13 protein-coding genes and 1 tRNA gene are annotated in these 21664 nt (G+C 60.8%); 7 read left to right on the top strand and 7 right to left on the bottom strand.

Annotated features, from left to right (window positions below; genetic code table 11):
* Positions 1–31 precede the first annotated feature (31 nt).
* Positions 32–1321 carry a UDP-N-acetylglucosamine 1-carboxyvinyltransferase gene (murA, locus tag AB4Y97_RS13150; RefSeq protein ID WP_441999494.1) on the bottom strand — a complete coding sequence of 430 codons (1290 nt, stop codon included), beginning with the start codon at positions 1319–1321 and terminating at the stop codon, positions 32–34.
* A 377-nt stretch (positions 1322–1698) separates the two neighbouring features.
* On the opposite strand from murA, the gene hemA reads away from it, so the two are divergent.
* On the top strand, positions 1699–2925 hold the full coding sequence (hemA, locus tag AB4Y97_RS13145; protein WP_441999596.1) for a 5-aminolevulinate synthase: 1227 nt from the start codon (positions 1699–1701) through the stop codon (positions 2923–2925).
* A gap of 61 nt (positions 2926–2986) precedes the next feature.
* Positions 2987–3061: transfer RNA gene (locus tag AB4Y97_RS13140), tRNA-Thr, on the top strand.
* Between the two features lie 483 nt (positions 3062–3544).
* On the opposite strand, the gene AB4Y97_RS13135 is transcribed toward AB4Y97_RS13140, so the two are convergent.
* From AB4Y97_RS13135 to AB4Y97_RS13125, 3 genes are all read right to left on the bottom strand, one after another.
* Positions 3545–4882 carry an NAD(P)/FAD-dependent oxidoreductase gene (locus AB4Y97_RS13135; protein WP_441999493.1) on the bottom strand — a complete coding sequence of 446 codons (1338 nt, stop codon included), beginning with the start codon at positions 4880–4882 and terminating at the stop codon, positions 3545–3547.
* A 2-nt stretch (positions 4883–4884) separates the two neighbouring features.
* A complete protein-coding gene (locus tag AB4Y97_RS13130) occupies positions 4885–7002 on the bottom strand; it encodes an adenylate/guanylate cyclase domain-containing protein (RefSeq protein ID WP_441999595.1) in 2118 nt (705 codons plus the stop codon).
* Positions 7003–7133: 131 nt separating this feature from the next.
* Entirely contained in the window at positions 7134–7640 is a 507-nt protein-coding gene (locus tag AB4Y97_RS13125; RefSeq protein WP_441999492.1) for a GAF domain-containing protein, read from the bottom strand.
* Between the two features lie 299 nt (positions 7641–7939).
* On the opposite strand from AB4Y97_RS13125, the gene AB4Y97_RS13120 reads away from it, so the two are divergent.
* Positions 7940–8656 (top strand): Crp/Fnr family transcriptional regulator, encoded by a 717-nt coding sequence (locus AB4Y97_RS13120; protein WP_441999491.1) that lies wholly within the window; start codon positions 7940–7942, stop codon positions 8654–8656.
* On the opposite strand, the gene cydC is transcribed toward AB4Y97_RS13120, so the two are convergent.
* Both cydC and cydD read right to left on the bottom strand, forming a co-directional pair.
* Positions 8643–10301 (bottom strand): thiol reductant ABC exporter subunit CydC, encoded by a 1659-nt coding sequence (gene cydC / locus AB4Y97_RS13115; protein ID WP_441999490.1) that lies wholly within the window; start codon positions 10299–10301, stop codon positions 8643–8645. The two genes, AB4Y97_RS13120 and cydC, sit on opposite strands and share 14 nt — an antisense overlap.
* On the bottom strand, positions 10298–12073 hold the full coding sequence (gene cydD, locus AB4Y97_RS13110) for a thiol reductant ABC exporter subunit CydD (RefSeq protein ID WP_441999489.1): 1776 nt from the start codon (positions 12071–12073) through the stop codon (positions 10298–10300). The genes cydC and cydD overlap by 4 nt, the downstream gene beginning before the upstream one ends.
* A 144-nt stretch (positions 12074–12217) precedes the next feature.
* On the opposite strand from cydD, the gene AB4Y97_RS13105 reads away from it, so the two are divergent.
* Genes AB4Y97_RS13105 through hemN form a run of 4 tightly spaced genes read left to right on the top strand, consistent with a single transcriptional unit; the run spans position 12218 to position 16442 of the window.
* Positions 12218–13807 carry a cytochrome ubiquinol oxidase subunit I gene (locus AB4Y97_RS13105; RefSeq protein WP_441999488.1) on the top strand — a complete coding sequence of 530 codons (1590 nt, stop codon included), beginning with the start codon at positions 12218–12220 and terminating at the stop codon, positions 13805–13807.
* Between the two features lie 23 nt (positions 13808–13830).
* Positions 13831–14979 carry a cytochrome d ubiquinol oxidase subunit II gene (cydB, locus tag AB4Y97_RS13100; RefSeq protein ID WP_441999487.1) on the top strand — a complete coding sequence of 383 codons (1149 nt, stop codon included), beginning with the start codon at positions 13831–13833 and terminating at the stop codon, positions 14977–14979.
* A 9-nt stretch (positions 14980–14988) separates the two neighbouring features.
* A complete protein-coding gene (gene cydX, locus AB4Y97_RS13095) occupies positions 14989–15108 on the top strand; it encodes a cytochrome bd-I oxidase subunit CydX (protein WP_441999486.1) in 120 nt (39 codons plus the stop codon).
* Entirely contained in the window at positions 15105–16442 is a 1338-nt protein-coding gene (gene hemN / locus AB4Y97_RS13090; RefSeq protein WP_441999594.1) for an oxygen-independent coproporphyrinogen III oxidase, read from the top strand. The genes cydX and hemN overlap by 4 nt, the downstream gene beginning before the upstream one ends.
* A 119-nt stretch (positions 16443–16561) precedes the next feature.
* On the opposite strand, the gene AB4Y97_RS13085 is transcribed toward hemN, so the two are convergent.
* A complete protein-coding gene (locus AB4Y97_RS13085) occupies positions 16562–21199 on the bottom strand; it encodes a beta strand repeat-containing protein (protein ID WP_441999485.1) in 4638 nt (1545 codons plus the stop codon).
* Between the last annotated feature and the right edge of the window lie 465 nt (positions 21200–21664).

The following is a 21664-nucleotide window of genomic DNA, read 5'->3' as shown; positions in this document are numbered from 1 at the left end:
TCAGGCCATCCTCTTAGGGCTTGGCGCCTCCTCAGCCCCTAAGCCGCTCGATATCTGCGCCGCAGCGGGCGAGCTTGGTTTCGAGCGCCTCGAAGCCCCGGTCAAGATGGTAGACCCGGTTGATCGTGGTCTCCCCCTCGGCCACGAGGCCTCCGATCACCAGGGACACGGAGGCGCGCAGGTCGGTCGCCATGACCGGCGCGCCCTTGAGGCCGGGAACGCCCTCCACATAGGCGCTGTCGCCGTCGAGGCGGATCTTCGCGCCGAGGCGCGCCAGCTCCTGGACGTGCATGAAGCGATTCTCGAAGATGGTTTCGCGGATGCGCGACGTACCGTTCGCCCGGGTCATGAGCGCCATGAATTGGGCCTGCAAGTCGGTGGGAAAGCCGGGGAACGGATCGGTGGTCACGTCGACGGGCTGGATGCCGTTGCCGTTCCGGCGCACGCGGATGCCGCCGATGGTGGGAACGACCTCAGCACCGGATTGCTGAAGCACGTCGAGGGCGAATTGCAGAAGCTCGGGGCGGGTGTTTTCGAGCACGATATCCCCGCCGGTCATGGCGACCGCCATGGCATAGGTGCCCGTCTCGATGCGGTCGGGCAGCACGTCATGGGTCGCGCCGCCGAGGCGGGAGACGCCTTCCACCACGATCTCCGAGGTGCCTGCGCCCTGGATCTTGGCCCCCATCTTGATGAGGCATTCGGCCAGATCGACCACCTCGGGTTCCCGGGCGGCGTTGCGGATCACCGTCGTGCCATCGGCCAGCGTCGCGGCCATCAGGGCCACATGGGTGCCGCCGACCGTCACCTTGGGAAAATCGATCTCGGCTCCCTTCAGTCCCTTCGCCGCCGTCGCAACAACGTAGCCGCCGTCGATCTCGATAGCCGCGCCGAGTTTGGCCAGGGCCATGATGAGCAGGTCGACCGGGCGCGTGCCGATGGCGCAGCCGCCGGGCATGGATACCTTGGCATGGCCGAAGCGCGCCAGCAGGGGCGCGATGACCCAGAAGCTCGCCCGCATGGTCGAGACCAGCTCATAGGGAGCGCAGGTATCGATGACGGAACGGGCGGTCAGGCGAATCGTCTGGCCGGTCTCGGTGGTCTGGCCCGGGCGGCGGCCCGCGATCATGTGATCGACGCCGAAATTGCTCATGATCCGCAGAAGAGAAGAAATATCGGCCAGCCGCGGCACATTGCCGAGCTCGAGGGTCTCTTCCGTGAGGAGACTGGCAATCATGAGAGGCAGGGCCGCGTTCTTGGCGCCTGAGATCGGAATCGAGCCTGTAAGAGGCGCGCCGCCCCGGATTCGAATGCGGTCCATGAGGATCCCCTTGTTAAAATTTTCGAGCGCTATGCAGTCTATGGCCCATCCGGGCTAGTCGGACGGCTTGTCGCGCTCGCTGGAAACGTCCGGCGCAGGATTGTCGGTTCCGGAGGCGCTTGCAACCTTCCGACCCCGCGCTTGAGCCTTGCGCCGTTTCAAATTTTCTTTCAAAGCCGCTTTCAGACGGTCGGCTTTCTCTTGCGATTTCACGTTGGACATGGTTCACGCGACCCATCGTCGCCATAATCAGATAAAGGCTTCGCAAGCGGCCCTCAACCAGAATATCTAATGATTTCGGCATTGACTGGGATCAATGTCGTCTGGTTCATGCATCCCCAGGATCGGGGCATCGCGTGGCCGCCTCCGGTGAGATGATGGATTATCAAGAGTTCTTTAAATCGGCGCTCGAGCGTCTTCAGGCCGAACGGCGCTACCGTGTCTTCGCCGATATCGAGCGCCTCGCGGGCCGCTATCCCGACGCGATCTGGCACGGCCCGGCCGGGCCGAAGCCCATCACGGTCTGGTGCTCCAACGATTATCTCGGCATGGGCCAGAACCGGGACGTGACCCGCGCCATGGTGGAAACCGCCTGGCGGCTCGGCACCGGCGCCGGCGGGACGCGCAACATCTCCGGCAACAGCCACGCCATCGTGGGGCTGGAGGCGGAACTCGCCGATCTCCACGGCAAGGAATCGGCCCTCGTCTTCACCTCCGGCTACGTTTCGAATCAGACCGGCATCGCGACACTTGCCAAGCTGATTCCCGACTGCCTCATCCTCTCCGACGCCCTCAACCACAATTCAATGATCGAGGGCGTGCGCCAGTCCGGCTGCGAGAAGGCGATCTTCCGGCACAACGATCTCGACCACCTGGAAGAACTGCTCAAGAACGCGGGCGAGCGGCCCAAGCTCATCGTCTTCGAGAGCGTCTATTCCATGGACGGGGACGTCTCCCCCATCCATTCGATCTGCGACCTTGCCGAGCGTTACGGCGCCATGACCTATCTCGACGAGGTCCACGCGGTCGGCATGTACGGCCCCCGCGGCGGCGGCATCGCCGAGCGCGAGGGCGCCATGCACCGCATCGACGTGATCGAGGGGACGCTGGGCAAGGCTTTCGGGGTGATGGGCGGCTATATCGCGGCCTCCCGCGCGGTGATCGACGCGGTTCGCAGCTTCGCGCCGGGCTTCATCTTCACCACCGCCCTCCCCCCGGCCGTGGCCGCAGCCGCCACCGCCTCGGTCCGCCATCTGAAGGCCTCCTCAACGGAGCGGCAAAAGCAGCATCGTCAGGTGGCCCGGACCAAATCCGTGCTCGCCGGCGCAGGCCTGCCCCTCCTCGACACGGCCACCCATATCGTCCCGGTGATGGTGGGCGACGCGGAGGCCTGCAAGGCGGCCTCGGACCGGCTTCTGGACAGGCACGGCATCTATATCCAGCCGATCAACTACCCCACCGTGCCCCGCGGCACCGAGCGTCTACGCATTACGCCCGGCCCCTTCCATACGGATGCCCATATCGACGCCCTGGCTGCGGCCCTGGTCGAGGTCTGGACGGCGCTGAACCTGACTTTGGCGCCGAAAGCGGCGGCCGCAGAATAAAATTGATATTCAAACTTGCGCCGGGCGCTGCCCTGTGGCAGTAACCGGCGCGCCCAAGAATGCTGCCGTAGCTCAGTGGTAGAGCACTCCCTTGGTAAGGGAGAGGTCGAGAGTTCAATCCTCTCTGGCAGCACCATCTTTTCCTTTGAAAAATAAAATTTTCGGCTGACCACCCAGACCTGCGCGTCTTTTTGGCTTATTCCGAATCCGATTCGGATGCCCTCCGATGCCAGAGTTCCTCTATGGCAGTGATTCTGGCTTCCACGAGATCGGCAAGCGCACTGTTGGGCGTGAGAGCCCGCAGGTTCCGCACAGCCTCCTTTAGCTCGTTCAGCGTTGCGCCGTCGACGAGATGTCTTTCCGCGATACGAGGCGACTTCCGACGATTCATCGTTGGCCCTTCCTTTCCAGAAGAATCAGGCCGCGAGGGGACCTTCGAAATGGGGCGTCGATGTGCCGGGACCGCAGCCCTTCGTGGACGATCTCGTGAAACCGCTCCGAATATCGAAGAATGGTCGATGAACCGCCATAAGAGGCTATTTTTTGAGCAGCGGGGCACTGATCGGCGCGAATCGCCCTGCCCCTTTCGTCTCCGCACAGCTTCCTAGCCGCTCACATCTCAGTGCGAGCGATATTCCCGCGCCGCGTCGGCCGCCTGATAGCTCCAATAGGTGAGCTGGGCCGCGGCCTTGCCGAATACGCCACCGCTCCAGGTCAGCCCGAACGGTGCGAAGAGCTTGTAGCGGTCGCTTTCGCCGCTCATTCCCTCCGCCACTACGGTGCCGCCGATGGCGGTCGTGTTCATGCCATGTCCGCCGAAGGCGGTGCAGAACCACACGCCCGGCCGTAACTGTCCGATCTGCGGCATCAGATGCCGCGCATAGGACATCAGGCCCGACCATGCGACTTCGACCTTCAAGGCGGAGAGCTGCGGATAGGTCGTGACCATCTCCCGTCGCAACAAAGCGGCGATGTCGCGCGGATCCGTCGTGCGTGTCGTGATGCGCCCACCCCAGAGGATGCGGCTTCCGCCATCGACAAGGCGGTAATAATCTCCGGCCCGGCGATCGTCGAGAACGGCGGCCGTAGTCCGAATGGCGCTTCGGACAAGATCAGGAGCGTGCTCGGTGAGAAGCACATAGGTCGCAATCGGCAGGAAGGCCTTTTTCAATGCCGGCAGAACGGCGCCGGTATAACCGCCCGTCGTGAACAGAACCTGCTCCGCATCGATTTCGGCATCCCTTGTCTTCACGCGCTTGCGCGCTCCCTCGAGATCGACCGACACGACAGCGGAGTTCTCGAAGATCGCCGCGCCGAGGCGCACGGCCTCACGGGCGAGGGCACGGCCATAATTCAACGGATGGAAATGGAACGCGCCTTCGTCCAGCACGCCTTCGCGATATTTGGGCGAGGCGAACATCGCCGTCACCTCTTCGCGCGGCAGGTAGCGCAGTCTCATGCCGAACTCACGCTCCTGCTTGTCGCGCGAGGAACGCATGGCGCCACGGGTATCGTAGCGAACCGCTTTCACGATCCCGGACACCGGCTGCGCCTCCGCGATCTTGAGATCGGCAATGTGGCCGCGAACGATTTCCACGCCCTCCATGGAGAGCCGATACAGTTCCCTTGCCTGGTCCGGCCCGACGCGCCGCTCGATATTGGACAAACCCGTCGCATAGCCGGCGGATACGAAACCACCGTTCCGCCCTGAAGCGCCCCATGCGATGCGCTGCGCTTCGAGCAGAACCACTGAGCGCCCCGCGCGCGTCAGATGAAGTGCCGCAGTCAGCCCGGCCAAACCGCCGCCGACGATGCACACATCCGCCGCGATGCGGCCGCCAGCGCTTGGATAGGTCTCGGATGTGGCGAGCGTCCGGCTGTAATAGCAGTCGATATAGGATTGAGACATCGCTTCGAGGGAGTTGGACGGGGGTGGAACCGGACCGGGGATCGTCATGATCATCTGGCTTGAGGCTCGCGGAGGTTAGCACGGCACCGCTGAAGGTAAACCTGGAAAAGCATGTCGTCGGGCGCGATGGAAACCAGTCTCTCGATCAGCGCGGCAGCCTTCTCCCAATCGCCCGCCTCGCAGAGCGAAAGCGCCTCGTCCCACGTCGGGAGAGTGTCGAGCCGTTCGGAAAATGGTGCCAGTTCCGGCTCGTTGGGCAAATGCGCACCGAGAAGTTCATAGACCGCGATCGCGGCATGCGCCCCTTCGGGCACCGTCCGATCGACGAAGCGGAAGAGGTAATCGCTACCCGCCGCGGCACGGACATCCTCGCTGACGAGAATTGTCGTACCATAGCGCTTGTTCAGCTTCTCGAACCGCGATGCCATGTTCACCGTGTGGCCGAGAACCGTATAGTTCATGCGGTCGACGGAACCGACATTGCCGACCACGGCTTCGCCCGTATGAAGCCCGAAGCGGGTGCGCATCGGCGCACCGCCCTCCGCGATGAACTCTCCATTGAGGCGGTCGAGACGACGCGCGGCGCGCAATGCGCCGAGACAGGCGAGCGCCACGTGGTCCTCTCTTGCCTCCGGCGCGTTCCAGAACGCCATGATGCTGTCGCCGATATATTTGTCGATAGTCGCGCCCGAGCGCACCAGCTCGCTTCCAACCTCGCTGAAATAGCGGGAGGTCTTGGCCATGACCGCTTCCGGATCGAGCGCCTCTGCCATGGTCGTGAACCCGGCAACATCCGAGAACAGAACCGTGATCGGCTGGCGAGTGCCACCCAGATCCGAGGAAAACCTGCGCCCGATGATACCGCGCACGAGAGCGGTCGGCACATAGCGCATGAAGTTGCTCAAGGCGAGTTCCAGGGTGTCGATGGCCCGTGACAGCTCCTGCACCTCGATGACGCGCGATTGAGCGCGGCGCACATGCCCGAACTCGAATTTCATGATCCGCCGGATATCGTCCGTCGCCGTTCTCAGCGGCAGGGCCAAGCGACGGGAGGCGAACAACACGATGAGGAGTGCGAGAAGCACGGACGCCGCGCTGATGAGGAGCAGGCTGGAGCGGATCTGCTCGGCGGGAGCCAACATCGTGTGGTAGGGGATGGCAAGGCTGATGAAGAGATTGTCGAACCCCTCCCCCACCTGTTCCGTGCGGCCGAAATAGTTTTCCCCATCGACCACGAACGACACGCTCCGCCTTTGATGGCCGCTGGTGTCCTGAAAGGCGTGGAACATACCGCTGAGCAGCGGCGATCTGAGATCGTCCACGGTCAGGAGCCGACTGCTCAGGTCGGCCTGACGGATCTGCCGGTACGAGCCACCGCGCGGATGGGCGATCAGCGCACCCGAGCTGTCAAAGACGAGAAGTTCGAGCTCCGGCGGGAAGCGCAGCTTGTCGAGGTACTGGTCGAGGCTGGCCAGCGTCATGTCGACGCCGAAGACCGCATCCTGTGTCTGCCGCGATTGCCGCGCGAGCGTGATGCCCGCCTCGGGCACATTCGCGAAGCGGTAGGGCGGCGTGAGAATGGTGCCCTTGCTCTCCAGGCTTGGTTCATACCAGGGCCGTTTGCGCGGATCGAAATCCGTCCGCTGGGGCGGGATGCGCCGCAGCTCCCGGCCCTGATTATCGACGACAACCCATTCCGCCATCTGCCCCGCGGGCGACGGTTCCACGATCATGTAGGCGAGCGCCGCGTTCTCGAGGCCGGTCCCGATCTCCGGGGGCCGCCCTCCGTCCAGAGACTGGACAACGATATGGCTGCCGTCGCCCCTGCCGATGAAAATGCCCATGGCGGCCGGCAAAAGCCTGTCGAGATCCTTGAGGACGGGGGTCAGGACGATTGCAAGCTGTCCGGGAGGGAGCGTCGGATCGACAGTGAGCGAGACTGTATCGAGAACGGAACTGGCGACCTTAAGGCTGCCGGAAATCTCGTCCCGGATGCTACCCGTGATCCGCTGGAAGTCCTCCTCCGCGTCACGGAATGTAAGCGCCGTCAATTGCTGGTGGTTGAAGCCGATCAGGGCACCGGAAATCGAGAGCACGATCAGCGTGAAGACAAGCGCGACGACAGCCTGCAGAGACCAGAGAAAGGCCTTTCGCTCCGCTTGCCGCATCACACTGCATCCATGAGAAGCTTCCGCTGCCTGCCCTCAGAACGACGATCTACCGCATCAGTAACACGCCGAAACCCGTTTCGTAAAAGGGATCGACCCGTCTCCCGGATGCGCAAGACTCAAGCGCAGCGTCAGGCCTGGAACTCCGACAGGTCCGAAGCTTTCAGATAGATCCGGACGAGCTCCTCGCATCCCTGCCTGTCGGCCTCGTCGAACCGGTTCGGATGGGGGCTGTCGAGGTCAAGGACGCCGAGCACCACCCCATCCTTGGCGAGAGGCACCACAAGCTCGGAGCGGGAGGCGCTGTCGCAGGCGATGTGGCCCGGGAAGGCATGGACATCAGGCACGACGATGGAGGCCTTGCGTTCCACGGCCGTGCCGCATACGCCCCGCCCCACGGGGATGCGCACGCAGGCTGGCTTCCCCTGGAACGGCCCGAGCACCAGACCGGGGCCGCGCATGAAATAGAACCCGGCCCAGTTCAGATCGGGTAGCAGGTCATAGATCAGGGCCGACATGTTGGCGGCATTGGCAATGGCATCGGGCTCGCCCTCCAGCAGCCCGGAAAGCTGCTGGGCGAGGGAAGCGTAGAGTTCTTGCTTGCTGGCGGTCTGGGGGAGGGATTTCGCTTCGAACATGGCGATTCACTTAGGAGGCCTGCGTCGCCTTGTCCAGGCGGAACGAAGGCATAAGGAAAAGGAGGCTCAGGGAAAGAAGTATTGTATCACAAAAAGCGTTTCCGCCAGGGCTTTCACCCTGGTCCGGCTTGATGGATTCTATTATCCATATGTCCGCGGTGCCTAAGGGATGCACCATAGCCATCATCGATTTCTCCAACTCCGTGCTCGCCGGCCTGCGGTGATTTGCGGCGAGACAAAAGCCGGATTTTATCGGAAAATATGCCTGACAGACCAAAAAGTATCTCCCGCTGGCAACCATGACCTCACATTATCGCCCGCCCTGCAATGCCTGCACCAATTGTGATACGCGGCGCATGGCAGTCTGCTCCGCGCTTCAGGACGACGAGGTGGGGGAACTCGAACGCGCGATGACATTCATCGGCCTCGATGCCAACAACACCCTGGTCGAGGAAGGCGAACCGCGCCGCAGGGTCTATACGCTCACATCGGGCATGCTGCGCCTTTCCCTTGCATTGCCGGATGGACGCCGCCAGATCACGGGCTTCCTGATGCCGGGGGATTATCTCGGCCTTGCGGATGATGACACCTACGCGCAGACGGCAGAGGCCGTCATTCCTTCCGGCCTGTGCTCGTTCTCGGTTCGCGACATGGATCGGCTCGTCGAACGGTTCCCCCGCCTCAAGGATCGCCTGCACCTCATGACCCGAGCGGCTTTGCGTCAGGCAAGGGAGACGCAGATGATCCTCGGGCGGCTTGCTCCGTCCGAGAAGGTCGCCTCGTTCCTTCTCATCATGTCGAGCCGGGCCGTCGCCCGTGGGCAACCAGAAAGCCCTGTCCATCTGCCGATGACACGGACGGACATAGCCGATTATCTCGGCCTGACCATCGAGACCGTCAGCCGGACTTTTACCAAGCTGAAGACGCAAGGGTTGATCCGCCTGCCCGATCCGCATGCGGTCGAGATCGTCGACAAGGAGCGCCTGTCCACCGTCGCAGGCATCACGATTCACTAAGAACGCCATCCTCAAGGCGATAGATCCGGTCGACCATGCCGGGAGCAAGCTCCGCGTGAGTGACAAGGATAACTGTCCGGCCGTCACTCGCTGACGACAGATCGGCCAGGAAGGCCCTCTCCGTTTCAGGGTCGAGCCCGCTGGTCGGCTCATCCAGAGCAATGATGCCGGCCGATGACAGGAGGACGCGGGCGAGACACACGCGCCGGGCCTGCCCCGCGGAGAGCGTGCGGCCTGCCTCGCCGAGCCAGGTATCGAGCCCGTCCGGTAGCCCACGCACGAACGCGTCGAGCCGTGCGGATTTCAACGCATGCCAGCATTCATCGTCGGTAGCGTCGGATCTTCCGATGAGCAGGTTGTCGCGGATCGTACCGAGGAAGACAGGCGTGTCCTGCGTCAGCAGCGCCACCCGGCGATGCAGATCGGCCTGCACGACATCGCCGGTATTGCAGCCCGCCACCCGCACGACGCCTTCGTCCGGATCGGCGAGGCGCAGCAACAGGTGAAGGATCGTTGATTTCCCGCTGCCGCTCGCGCCGAGAATGGCGATACGCTCACCGGCAGCAACCTTTAGAGTCACGTCGTCTAGAACAGGTCGTGCGGGGTCGTAACCGAAACGGACTCTGTCGAAGGAGAAGCCGTTGCCATCGGGCAGAGGGACCGGGATGGCAGGGTCATGGACAGACGGCACAATCTGCGACAGCGTCCTCACCCGTGTGGCCGCAGCCTGGGCCGCGCCGAGGCGGCTCGCATTGCGCACGATGGCGGCCGCTGCCTCGAAGCTCGCAAGAGCGGCCAGAAGCAACCCCACGAGAAGCGGTCCGCCGAGAATACCCTCGGCATGGGCCCCAAGCCCGCGCCACAGAAGGCCGACTAGGGTCAGACCGCCGAGCAATTGCACGGCCGCGATGCCGAACGCATTGATGGAAGCCTGCCGTGTTCTGATACGGGACAATTGATATGCCACGGCACGAAAGCCGCCCCGTGCCCATCCGCACGCGCCGAGCCCCCGCAGATCTGCATGTCCCTCGATCCCGTCGAGAACGGTCATGCGCATCTGGGACGAAACCGCCATCGAGGCTCGGCCCGGCGCACACGCGGCCAGGATCATGACGACTGGAGTGACGAGCGCTGCCGAGAAGAAGCCGACAGCATAGATAAGGCCGCCCCCCGGCAAGGAGAACGCCAGAACCGTTGTCATCGTGAAACCCACGGCGAGCGCGGTGAGAACAGGTCCGAAGGCGGTGAGGAAAACCATGTCGAGAGCATCGATATCGGCCGTTAGCCGGGAAACGAGATCGCCGCGCCGCCATTCCCTCGTCTTGAAGGGAACACGTGGGATCAACTGTCGGAACTGCCAGCCCCGCAGGTCGGCCAGTAGCCGCAAGGTGGCGTCATGCCCGACGAGCTTTTCTCCGTAGCGTGCAACGATCCGCAAAAGCGACAAGCCGCGCACGAGGGCGGAAGGGCCGAACAGATTGAAGGTGATGCCTGCCGTAGTAAGCGCCGCCCCCGTCAGGAACCAGCCGGAGACACCGAGAAGCGCAATTCCCGCCGCGAGCGTCACGATGGACAAGATCAAGGCCGCCAGGAAGGGGCCGGAACGCCGCATGAAGAATGGGTGGAACGAGAGCAGTGCTTTCATGCGGCATCCCTCTCAGGTATACGCTTGGCCGATACCCGTCCGGTTGGAACGATGCGGCCATCATCGATACGCATGATGCAATCCATTGCGGATGCGACGCGGAGAGAATGAGTCGCAACGATCAACGTGCGGCCTTGTGCGAATTCACGGATGGATTGCAGTACGGTGTCTTCGGTGGCAGCATCGAGATGGGCAGTCGGCTCATCGAGAAGAAACAGTTCCGGATCCCGCAGGAAGATCCGCGCCAACGCCACCCGATGCGCCTCGCCGCCGGAAAGGCCCGCGCCATCCTCGCCGATGATGCTCTCAAGGCCATCATCGAGCCTACTCGCGAAGGCCAGGACGCCGGCCCTATCGGCGGCGATGCGAACCTCGTCGTCCGTTGCGCTCATGCGCCCGAGCCTGATGTTATGGGCAATGGAACCTTGGAACAGGCGCGGGCGCTGACCGAGAAAAGCGACGCGACGGCGCAGCTCGTCCTCGCTGATCTCCTGGAGGAGCCGCACTCCCAGGTGAATGTCGCCGTCATAGGCGCGCAGTCGTGCGAGGGCTTCGAGAAAGCTCGACTTGCCGATGCCGCTCTCGCCGAGGATCGCGATGTGCTCCCCCGGCTTCGCGCCGAATTCCGCATGATCGAGGACGATGCGCGCGCTATCCGGCGTATGCAGCGTGAGCCCAACCACCGAGACCGGGACAAAGGCCGGGCCTTCGACGGATGCGGCTGCCATCTTTCCGGATCGTCCTGGTCCGATCTCCGGCAGATTGCCGAACAAGGTATCGAGTTCGGCAATCGCGGCCTTCGCGGCGGCTCGATCATGATAATGGATCGCCAATTGGCGAAGCGGGAAATAAACCTCCGGCGCCATCAACAGGCAGAACAGGCCCGCCTGTAATGTCAGAGGGGTCGTGCGAAGATCGATCAACCCGAGATAGGTCAAGCCCACATAGAGCGCGACGCCGGCAACGCCGAGCGCGGCGAAGAACTCCAGCACAGCCGAAGAGAGGAACGCGACCTTGAGAACGCCAAGTGTCCTGCGCCGCAACTCGTCGCTCGCCGCTTCGACCTTATCGGCCTCGGCTTCAGCGCAGCCGAATAGTTTTAGCGTCACGATACCGCGAAGGCGGTCGCCGAACAGGCCAGAGAGGCGCGCGAAAGCCTGAACATGATTGCGGCTTGCCGCTTCCGCGCCCCAGCCGACGAGAGCCATGAAGACCGGAATGAGCGGTGCCGTCACAAGAAAGAGAAGGCCGATCACGGGCTCGAAGGGCATGGCAACCACGGCGAAAGCCAGCGGCAGGACGGCGGCAGCGACCATCGCCGGCATATAGCGCGCAAGAAATCCTTCGATTACTTCGATCTGATCGACCATCATGCTTGCAAGCGCCCCCGAGGCACGCGACGCCGACCAGGACGGATCCTCCGCAAGCAGGCGCGCGAACAATGCCTCGCGCAGCCTGAACTTGATCGCCTCGGCGGCGCGTGCTCCTGCCACCTCTCCCCCGAAGGCGACGGCCGCGCGAAGAGCGATCAAGCCTGCGATCAGCACCACAGCGGGGAGCATGGTCTCGCGCGGCATGCCTTCCACGATGGCTGCGTGCAGGATCTTCGACAGATAGTAAGCCTGGGCGACGAGAACGGTGCCACCAAGGAGCGGCGCCAAGACGGCGACAGCCGCCAACATGCGCACCTGACGCCACAATTCCATCATCCAGCGCGCCTGAACCCTCGCTCGCTCGGATTCGCTCTGGCTCTTTGCAAGCCGGTCGTCCATGCCGCTCCACCCTTCGAAACCGATGCCTCCTTAGACCGGCAGGACACGGATGCCGCATTGATTAGGATCAAAGCGGACCCGTGAGGCGGAGCGTATCCGCTTGAACAACCCGGCCGCGAGCCGGTTCCGAACAAGGCAACGATCATGATCGATTACACCGTCGTGGACTTGTCGCGGCTGCAATTTGCGGCAACGGCCATGTACCACTTCCTTTTCGTGCCCCTGACGCTGGGATTGTCCTTCCTCATGGCGATCATGGAGAGCGTCTATGTGATGACGGGCCGCGAGATCTGGCGCCGTATGACGCTGTTCTGGGGCACGTGTTTCGGCATCAACTTCGCCATGGGCGTCGCCACAGGCATCGTAATGGAATTCCAGTTCGGAACGAACTGGGCCTATTACAGCCATTATGTCGGGGACGTATTCGGAGCGCCGCTCGCCATGGAGGGCCTGATGGCCTTCTTCCTGGAGGCAACCTTCATCGGCCTGTTCTTCTTCGGCTGGGATCGTCTGTCGAAGGTCGGGCACCTCGCGGTAACATGGCTCGTGGCGCTCGGCGCCAATTTCTCCGCCCTGTGGATCCTTATCGCCAATGGCTGGATGCAAAATCCGGTCGGATCGACCTTCAATCCAGAGACGATGCGGATGGAGATCGTCGACTTCATGGCGGTAATCTTCAACCCCGTCGCGCAGGCCAAATTCGTGCATACGGTCAGCGCGGGCTATGTGACGGGCGCCATGTTCGTGATGTCGGTCAGCGCCTATTTCATGCTGCGCGGGCGCCATCTCGACTTCGCCAAGCGCTCGATGGCGGTCGCGGCAAGCTTCGGCCTCGCCTCCGCCCTGTCCGTCGTCGTCCTGGGTGACGAGAGCGGATATGTGACGACCGAGCACCAGAAGATGAAACTCGCGGCCATCGAGGCCATGTGGGAGACGGAACCCGCGCCTGCAGGTTTCACGATCTTCGCGATACCGAATCAGGAGACCCGCGAGAACGCCTACCAAGTCCACATTCCCTATGCGCTCGGGTTGATTTCGACACGCTCGCTCAGCAAGGAAGTGCCCGGCATTCTGCCGCTTGTCGATCATGCCAAGGCGCGCATCAGGAACGGCATGATGGCTTACTCGGCCTTGCAGGCCATTCGCTCGAACCCGAGCGATCAGGCCGCGCGCAAGACCTTCAGCGAGACATGGCCGGATCTCGGATACTCCCTGCTGCTCAAGCGTTATCGCGACGATGTCGCACAGGCCACGGACGAGCAGATCGAGAGGGCCGCGTGGGATACGGTCCCGCATGTGCCACCGCTCTTCTGGAGTTTCCGTCTGATGGTGGCTATCGGTTTCTATCTCATCGCCTTCTTCGCCGTCGCTTTCTGGCTTGCGAGCACGCATCGGTTCGGCAAGAGCCGTCTCCTGTTGAAGATCGCCCTGTTCAGCCTGCCGCTGCCATGGATCGCCATCGAAGCCGGGTGGCTGGTTGCGGAATACGGACGCCAGCCCTGGATCATCGAAGGCGTTCTGCCGACCTTCTACGCGGCATCCGGGCTGACCCTTATGGATCTCGCCATCAGCCTCGGCGTGTTCCTCCTCATCTATACCGTGCTGGCGATCATCGAGGTGATCCTGATGGTGAGAGTTATCCGGAAAGGCCCATCCGACAGAACGATCCTCGAAAGCGATGCTCCTACCGGCTCCTACATCCCCGTCACGGCTGCGGCGCAGGCCGATCGCTGATCGGTCCTTCAGGAAACATCATCATGGAATTCATCCCCCTCTCCTACGAAACGCTCCGGGTGATCTGGTGGCTGCTGCTCGGCATCCTCCTGATCGGCTTCGCCCTCATGGACGGCTTCGATCTCGGCATCGGTGCCCTCCTGCCCTTCGCCGCCAGGACCGATGAGGAGCGCCGCGTTCTCATCAATGTTGTCGGCCCCGTCTGGGAAGGAAACCAAGTGTGGCTGATCCTCGGCGGCGGCGCCATCTTCGCCGCCTGGCCCCCGCTTTATGCTGTTTCGTTCTCCGGCTTCTATCTCGCGATGCTGGTCGTCCTCGTCGCGCTGATCCTGAGACCCGTCGGTTTCAAGTTCCGCGGCAAGGTCGAGGATCAGCGCTGGCGCGACGCCTGGGACTGGGCCCTGTTCGTCGGCGGCGCAGTGCCCGCGCTGATCTTCGGCGTCGCCGTGGGTAACGTTCTGCTCGGTGTGCCCTTCGGTTTCGATGATACCCTGCGGGCGCATTACGACGGCAATTTCTTCGGTCTCCTGACGCCTTTCGCTCTGCTCTGTGGACTGGTGAGCCTGTCGATGATCGTGGCGCATGGCGCCGCCGTCATCGCCGTGCGTACGAAAGGCCCGACGGCCGAACGCGCACGATCCTATGGCCGCGCCGCAACTCTCGTCACCGCCGTCCTGTTCGGCATCGGCGGGTTGTGGGTAGCCCTCGGTCTTGACGGCTACACGGTGACGAGCGTGCAGGATACGGTAGGCCCATCGAATCCGCTGGCCAAATCCGTCTCCACCGCGACGGGCGCATGGCTTGCCGGTTACAAGGCTCGTCCCTGGACGATGATCGCACCGGCGCTAGGCTTTGCCGGCTGTATCCTGGCCTGGTTCGGCCTCACGGCAAAAGCTCCGAAGACGGCGCTCGTCGGAACCAGCACCACCATCATCGGAATCATCACGACGGCCGGCCTGTCGCTCTTTCCCTTCCTGCTGCCCTCGTCTCTCGATCCCCGGGCGAGTCTGACGGTATGGGATGCATCGTCGAGCCATCTTACCCTTTGGACGATGCTGCTCGCGACCTGCATCTTCCTGCCGATCATTCTTGCCTACACCGCCTGGGTCTACCGGGTCATGCGTGGCACCGTGACGGCCGACACCATCGGCCGCAATCCCAACGCCTACTGAGGACGACACATGTGGTACTTTTCCTGGATCCTTGGCATCGGCCTCGCTTGTAGCTTTGCCATCCTGAACGCCATGTGGTTCGAGATGCGCGAAGACCGCCTGCAAAAACAGCGGGACCGTCAACTATGATCGATGACCTTGTGCGCCGTTACGGCGGCCTGCCGGTGCCGCGCTATACCTCCTATCCCACCGCCGCCGAGTTCGTCGCGGCGGTGGGGGCTACGGAGTATGAGGCCTGGCTGCATCGCCTCGATCTGCGGGATAGTGTATCGGTCTATTTCCACGTTCCCTATTGCCGCCAGCTTTGTCTTTATTGCGGCTGTCACACGAAAGTGGCGCACCGTGACGATGTGGTGCAGCGATATCGGGAGGCGCTGGAAGCGGAGATCGCGCTTGTCGCCGGTCATCTCCCGGGACCTCTCAAGATCGCCCGTCTGCATTGGGGCGGCGGCACGCCAAGCATCCTCGGCGCCGAAGGTCTCGCATCCGTCCTCGACATTCTTTCACGACATGCTTCCTTCGAAGAGAACTTCGAGCACGCGATTGAACTCGACCCGCGTTTTGTGGATCGAGCGCTGGCTCGAGGTCTTTCTGCCATCGGCATCAACCGGGCGAGCCTCGGCGTTCAGGATCTCGATGACGACGTTCAGGTCGCCATAGGCCGCATTCAGCCCTTCGACATCGTCAACGAGGCGGCAGCAACCCTGCGTACGGCCGGTATCGAGCGCTTGAACATCGACCTGATGTATGGCCTGCCGCATCAGAGCGTGGCCTCTATACGCGCGACATGCGCCAAAGTGTCGAGCTTGAAGCCTAACCGCATCGCCTGCTACGGCTATGCCCATATGCCTCAGCGCAAGGCGAACCAACGCCTGATCGATGAAACCGCTTTGCCTGATTTCGATGAACGTTTTCGGCAGGCTCGTGTGGTCGCCGAGGCTTTTATGCGGAATGGCTATACTGCCATCGGTCTAGACCATTTCGCCCGCCCGGACGATCCCTTGGCTCTCGCGAGCGGATCAGGCCGGCTGCATCGCAACTTTCAAGGCTATACGGACGACGACCGCTCGACCTTGATCGCGTTTGGCGCCTCGGCCATCTCGCAACTGGCAGACGGATATGTCCAGAACGCCACAGATATCGGCACCTATCTGCGCTGCATCGCGGAGAAACGCCTAGCCACAGTTCGCGGCTATCGACTGACCCTGGACGACCGCGCCCGCGGCGCGATCATCGAGTCGCTGATGTGCAATTTCCGGGTAGATCTCAGCACGCTGAGCGGTCAGGATAACTATGCGGACGAATTGGCGCTGCTGCGCCCACTGGTATCGGACGGTATCGTCACTCTGAACAATCACACTATCTCAATAACGGAAATCGGGCGCCCCTTTGTCCGTTTGGCTGCAGCGGTATTTGACCAGTTTCGCGCAGAAGACATTTCGCGATTCAGTTCAGCCATATAGGAACTTTTCGCGTTACCAATATCACAAATAGCGAAGAACCTAATCGATCAAGCCTATTACCAAAAATGAAAGGCCCTTCTGCGCCGAAGGGCCTTTCACGATTTCATGAAGACGAAGCCTCAGATCACAAAAAAATCTGCTGCCGTCATTTTCAGGCCTTTCTTAATAGTGGCGAACTTGATTGCCGCCCCGCCACCCGAGCCATCGGCATCGTAGTACAAAACGCCCTTCTTGTTATCATAGATGACATAGTCGTCCTTATCATGGGCTTTATCGCCGTTGACAAAGAAATTCTTATTCATCTTGGCGGGCTTTATTGCCGTGCCCTTCTTGCCCAGTTTTTTAAAGATAGCATTGTCGAGCCAAATCGAGTCGTCCTTAACGCTGAAATCAGCGATTTTATCGATGTTCTTTTTGCCAAGTTTTGTGTCGAAGGCGAATGCGTCCTTATGCTTGCCGCCATAGAGCGTATCCTTACCTAAGCCCCCATAGAGGATGTCCTTCCCGGCGAGACCTTTGAGAGCATTGTCTCCGGCATTTCCACGGATCATATTGTTGAGGGTGTTTCCCGTGAGTGCCAGCTTAGAGGTGCCGTCCGCCCCGATCAGATTTTCTACAGACGCCCCCAGATTATAACTTACTGACGAGATGACTTTGTCGATTCCTCCCGCATCGGCCACTTGGTCGAGGAGGTGGTCGACATAGTAGGTATCGTTACCAATCCCGCCGACCAACCAGTCGCTGCCAGCTCCCCCGTCGAGGGTATTGCCGCTATCGTTTCCTACGATCTGGTTGTTGAGGGCATTTCCCACCAAAGTCAGAGCAGCGGTCCCTGTTGCCTCTAGATACTCGACTTCAGTCGAGACAATGGAGAAGCTGACACTTGTCCGGACCGTATCGTAACCGCCTCCGGACCGCTCAATGATTGTGTCAGACACGTTATCGACAATGTATGTATCGTTGCCCGCATTGCCCTGCAACACATCTGCGCCGGCGCCGCCGTCGAGGATGTTGTCACCTTCATTGCCGATCAGAGTGTTTGCACTTGCGGAGCCGGTCAGATTGATCGGTTCTTTGATGCCGCCGGCTCGCAGGATCTCAATCTCTGCCCCCGATCCAAGGGTGTAGCTGATCAAGGCGACAATCGTGTCGGTCCCTTCTCCTGCCGCCTCGACGATCTGATCGTTTTGGTCGTCGACATAATAGGTATCGTTGCCGGCACCGCCTACGAGCTTATCGGCTCCGGCACCGCCGTCGAGGATGTTGTCGCCGGCATTTCCGATCAACGTATTCGCGCCGCTATCGCCGGTCAGATTGATCGCATCCGTACCAGCCTTGGCCTGGATGATTTCGACATTCGCGAGTGGATTCCTGCTTAGGTCATAGTTGATCGACACGATCGCCGTGTCTGTGCCAGATTGCGGCCCAGCATCCTCCTGAATGACAGCACCAAGAGCATTGATGATATAAATATCATCGCCATTGCCACCGCGCAGCGTGTCGGAGCCTCCACCGCTGTCGAGAGTGTCGTTGCCGTCATTCCCGATGATTGTGTTGGCAAGGCTATTGCCGGTCAGCTTCAGGCCGGAAGCGCTATCTGCCTGCAGAATCTCGATCTCAGAACCTTCGGCCAATATAAATGAGCTGCGGGCCTTAATCGTGTCGATACCCTGGCCCAACGCTTCAAAAACTTGGTCGCCGGTCCGCACAATATAGGTGTCGTCCCCGCCACCGCCTTGGAGAGCATCTCCGCCTCCGCCACCATCGAGCGTGTTAGCGCTGCTGTTGCCGATGAGAGTGTTGGCGCGGGCGTTGCCGGTCAGACTGACGAGATCGATGCCTTCCTTGATCCGTAACTCCTCCACATAGACGCTGTTATCGAGGACGTAGTCGATACCCGCCGTGATCACGATCACGTCCCGACTGATCCCACCCGTCACGGCGCCCTCAATCACCAGGTCGCTCGGGTTGTCGATATAGTAGGTATCGTCGCCTGCGCCACCGTCCAGTACGTCGGCGCCAAGGCCACCGTCCAGCGTGTTGGCAAGGTCGTTTCCTTGGATGAAATTGTCGGACTTGTTGCCTGTCAGGATCAGGTTCTCGATGCCGGCCGCGGCTGCCAGCGTTTCCACGGCGACGCCGTCCTTCAAGGTGTAACTGATATAGGCGACGATCTTGTCATTCCCGGCATCACTTGCCTCGACGACCACATCGTTTTTGTGACGCACCTGATAAAGGTCATCGCCGCCACCGCCGTCCAACCTGTCGGCCGGGTCGTCTGCGCTACCTCCGCCGTCGAGCACGTCCTTGCCTGTCGATCCAATGATCGTGTTGGCGAGATTGTTGCCTTTCAAGGTATACGATGCGATGCCAGAACCGGCGGCAGCCCTTAAGATCTCAATCGAGAGATCGTCATCCAAAGTAAAATTGGAGATCCTGACGTCCGCCGTATCTGTGCCCTCACCCGCTTTCTCGATAATGACGTCGCCCTGATGGCGGATGACATAGGTGTCGTTACCTTTGCCACCTTCAAGCGTATCGATAGCCTTGGTATCGCCGCCGTCCAGGGTATTGTCGCCGTTATTACCTGTGATGACATTGGCAATGCCATTGCCGATCAGGGTGACGTTGCCCGCGCTGTCGAGGGCCTTCAAGGCCTCGACATTCGCAAATGCCGTGAGGTTGTATTCATGGGTGACGGCAAAGTCCTTGCCGATGACAATCGTGTCGAATCCATTATCGTCACCTGCCGCTTCGACAACGGTGTCGCCTGCGTCGTCAATGACATAGGTGTCATCGCCAGCGCCGCCATCCATATAGTCGGCTCCCGCGCCGCCGTTCAGTTCATTGGCGGCATCGTTGCCGATAAGCTTGTTGGCGATGCCATTGCCCGTAAGGTTGATCGAGGCGCTTCCTGAAGCGGCCCTCAACTCTTCAACTTCTGCATCGGCGTCCAGGGCATAGCTGATGGAGGTAATGACGATGTCTTTGCCGCCGCCGACTGCTTCGACGACCTTATCGCCGGCGTTATCGACGTAATACGTATCGTTGCCCTTGCCGCCGACAAGTGTATCAGCCCCAATGCCGCCATCGAGGGTGTCGTTGTTGACAGCTCCCGAGAGCGTGCTGTCGCCGCCGATCAGCACATCATTACCCTTACCGCCGGCCAGGACGTCATTACCTCCCGAACCGTCGAGGACATTGTCCTTGTCATCGCCCGTGAGTTGATCGTCAAAAGCCGATCCGGTCAGGTTCTCAATTGAAATATAGATATCGCCATCCGCATCGCCTGAATTTCCGATCGGTGTTGCCAGGCTCGCAATCACGGCAGCGCTGGCATCGGCATAGGAAGCCGTATCGATCCCGGCTCCGCCATCGAGCGTATCGGCACCCGCGCCGCCGATGAGCGTATCGTCTCCCGCATCACCGGACAGTCGGTCGGCACCAATCTTGCCGCTCAAGGAATCCGCGAATTTCGTGCCATAGTACTCATCGTCCATACCCTTGCCGACCAGGGTCACGCCTTTGTCGCGCGGCTCGAGAATTCGCGCGCGGATATCATGGCTGCTCGATCCGATCTCAGCCCATGTCAGCACGAGCCGGCCGTCTTCCAGGACCCCCAGGGACGATGTAAGATCGGGGGACGATAGAGATCCGGTCGCCCGCGTCTGATAGTAATCATCCCCGATCCGGTCGCCATTGCTGTTGAACATGGCAACGCCATAGCTGTCGAAATAGCTCCCTGGGCCAAACTTATCGTACCAGCCATTCGTGTAGGAGACGGCAAAGCCTCCATTCGGCAGGGCTACGACGGACGGGCTGTCCTGATGTCGATCCGTCATCGAATTGACTAGAAATTCTCCACGGAATTTCGTTCCGTCCGCGTTGAAAATCTGACCCTTGATCGAGGTTTCCGAGCCATCTCCCGATTCAGGGCTTTCATGTTCCCAAACAACGACGAACTTGCCATTGGTCAATGCCGTAACCTTGGGCGGTCCTTTGGACAGACGGGAGCTTGGAACAAGGAATTCGGCGACAGCCTGCGAACCATCTGCATTGAAAATCCGGCCGCGGACCGTCGGATTCGGGTCGTCGGGGCTCAAGCTGGTATCGAAATAGAAAACCGCGTATTTGCCCGTCGCATCGCCCGTCAGACCGACGACCGCAGATTCTCTTTGGGAATTTGCCGTCGTTGTATTGACAGGCACCTCGCCGCCAACCGGCTTTCCGTCAGTATCAAAAGCCTGGGCTCTGATACCATTGGCACTACCATCCGGCGATGTGTAGCTGACGACGAAGCCGCCGTTCGACAGCGCCGAGATGGATGCATTTCCTCCACTGTCAGCGCCGGATTCCGCCTTGATTGAAAATTCGCTGTCGCTGACCGGCGTGCCGTCCGCATTGTAGATTCTTGCGCTTACGCCACTCGTCCCGACCTTTGATGAATTTGTATATGTGACGATAAAACGGCCGTTGCTCAAAACCGTGACGTCCGGCTCAGTCTGCTCGCCGGATGTATCGAGAACGCCTCCTATGACCACACCATTGACCAGGAACTCGCCACCTTTTTTGGTCCCATCGGCATGGAGGATCTGACCACGGATATTCCAGCCCGGGGAGCCGAAAGCCCCACTCCCATCGGCCCATACAACCAGAAACGTGCCGTCCTTCAGACCGACGACTTTGGCATCTCCCCGGGCGTTATTGGTCGTCGTGCTGGCGAAAATGTCGGATGCGCCCCATTTTGTAATAGCCATATTCAGTTCCCCTAGCTGCGCTTTGTGCGATCGCAACGTCGATCACAAGATATAACGTTGCGAAATATCATAAAGGGTCTTGACCTTAGAGCAAGCTTCGATATGGCCTCAATCGATGGAAAATAAGACTTCTGGCAGTCTCGTTCGCATGCAGCCTAATGGGAAATGCGATCCCGGCATCGATTTTGCATTTTTGCAATTATCAATTTGCAATCTTCTCGGCCGCAAGCGGCCGATTCTCTCTCCGAAGACTAAAGGGCTGCCGTTATTCACCGGCAGCCCTTATATTGCTCCGCCAATACTTTGGCCTTTTTGCCTCAGATGACGAAGAAGTCGGCATAGGTCATCTTGAGGCCCTTCTTGAGCGTGGCGATCTCGACCGCCTTGCCTGCACCTGAGCCGTCGGCGTCATAATACAGCACGCCCTTCTTGGCGTCGTAGATCAGGTAATCGTTCTTGTCCTTG

This window comes from Microvirga sp. 2TAF3 (assembly GCF_052114965.1).
Lineage (GTDB): Bacteria > Pseudomonadota > Alphaproteobacteria > Rhizobiales > Beijerinckiaceae > Microvirga.
This window is presented reverse-complemented; position numbering and strand designations above follow the sequence as displayed.

Bases quoted from the DNA above. Each gene is read 5' to 3' on its own strand.
- murA (WP_441999494.1), bottom strand. From the start codon at position 1,321: ATGGACCGCATTCGAATCCGGGGCGGCGCGCCTCTTACAGGCTCGATT.
- hemA (WP_441999596.1), top strand. From the start codon at position 1,699: ATGGATTATCAAGAGTTCTTTAAATCGGCGCTCGAGCGTCTTCAGGCC.
- AB4Y97_RS13135 (WP_441999493.1), bottom strand. From the start codon at position 4,882: ATGACGATCCCCGGTCCGGTTCCACCCCCGTCCAACTCCCTCGAAGCG.
- AB4Y97_RS13130 (WP_441999595.1), bottom strand. From the start codon at position 7,002: ATGCGGCAAGCGGAGCGAAAGGCCTTTCTCTGGTCTCTGCAGGCTGTC.
- AB4Y97_RS13125 (WP_441999492.1), bottom strand. From the start codon at position 7,640: ATGTTCGAAGCGAAATCCCTCCCCCAGACCGCCAGCAAGCAAGAACTC.
- AB4Y97_RS13120 (WP_441999491.1), top strand. From the start codon at position 7,940: ATGACCTCACATTATCGCCCGCCCTGCAATGCCTGCACCAATTGTGAT.
- cydC (WP_441999490.1), bottom strand. From the start codon at position 10,301: ATGAAAGCACTGCTCTCGTTCCACCCATTCTTCATGCGGCGTTCCGGC.
- cydD (WP_441999489.1), bottom strand. From the start codon at position 12,073: ATGGACGACCGGCTTGCAAAGAGCCAGAGCGAATCCGAGCGAGCGAGG.
- AB4Y97_RS13105 (WP_441999488.1), top strand. From the start codon at position 12,218: ATGATCGATTACACCGTCGTGGACTTGTCGCGGCTGCAATTTGCGGCA.
- cydB (WP_441999487.1), top strand. From the start codon at position 13,831: ATGGAATTCATCCCCCTCTCCTACGAAACGCTCCGGGTGATCTGGTGG.
- cydX (WP_441999486.1), top strand. From the start codon at position 14,989: ATGTGGTACTTTTCCTGGATCCTTGGCATCGGCCTCGCTTGTAGCTTT.
- hemN (WP_441999594.1), top strand. From the start codon at position 15,105: ATGATCGATGACCTTGTGCGCCGTTACGGCGGCCTGCCGGTGCCGCGC.
- AB4Y97_RS13085 (WP_441999485.1), bottom strand. From the start codon at position 21,199: ATGGCTATTACAAAATGGGGCGCATCCGACATTTTCGCCAGCACGACG.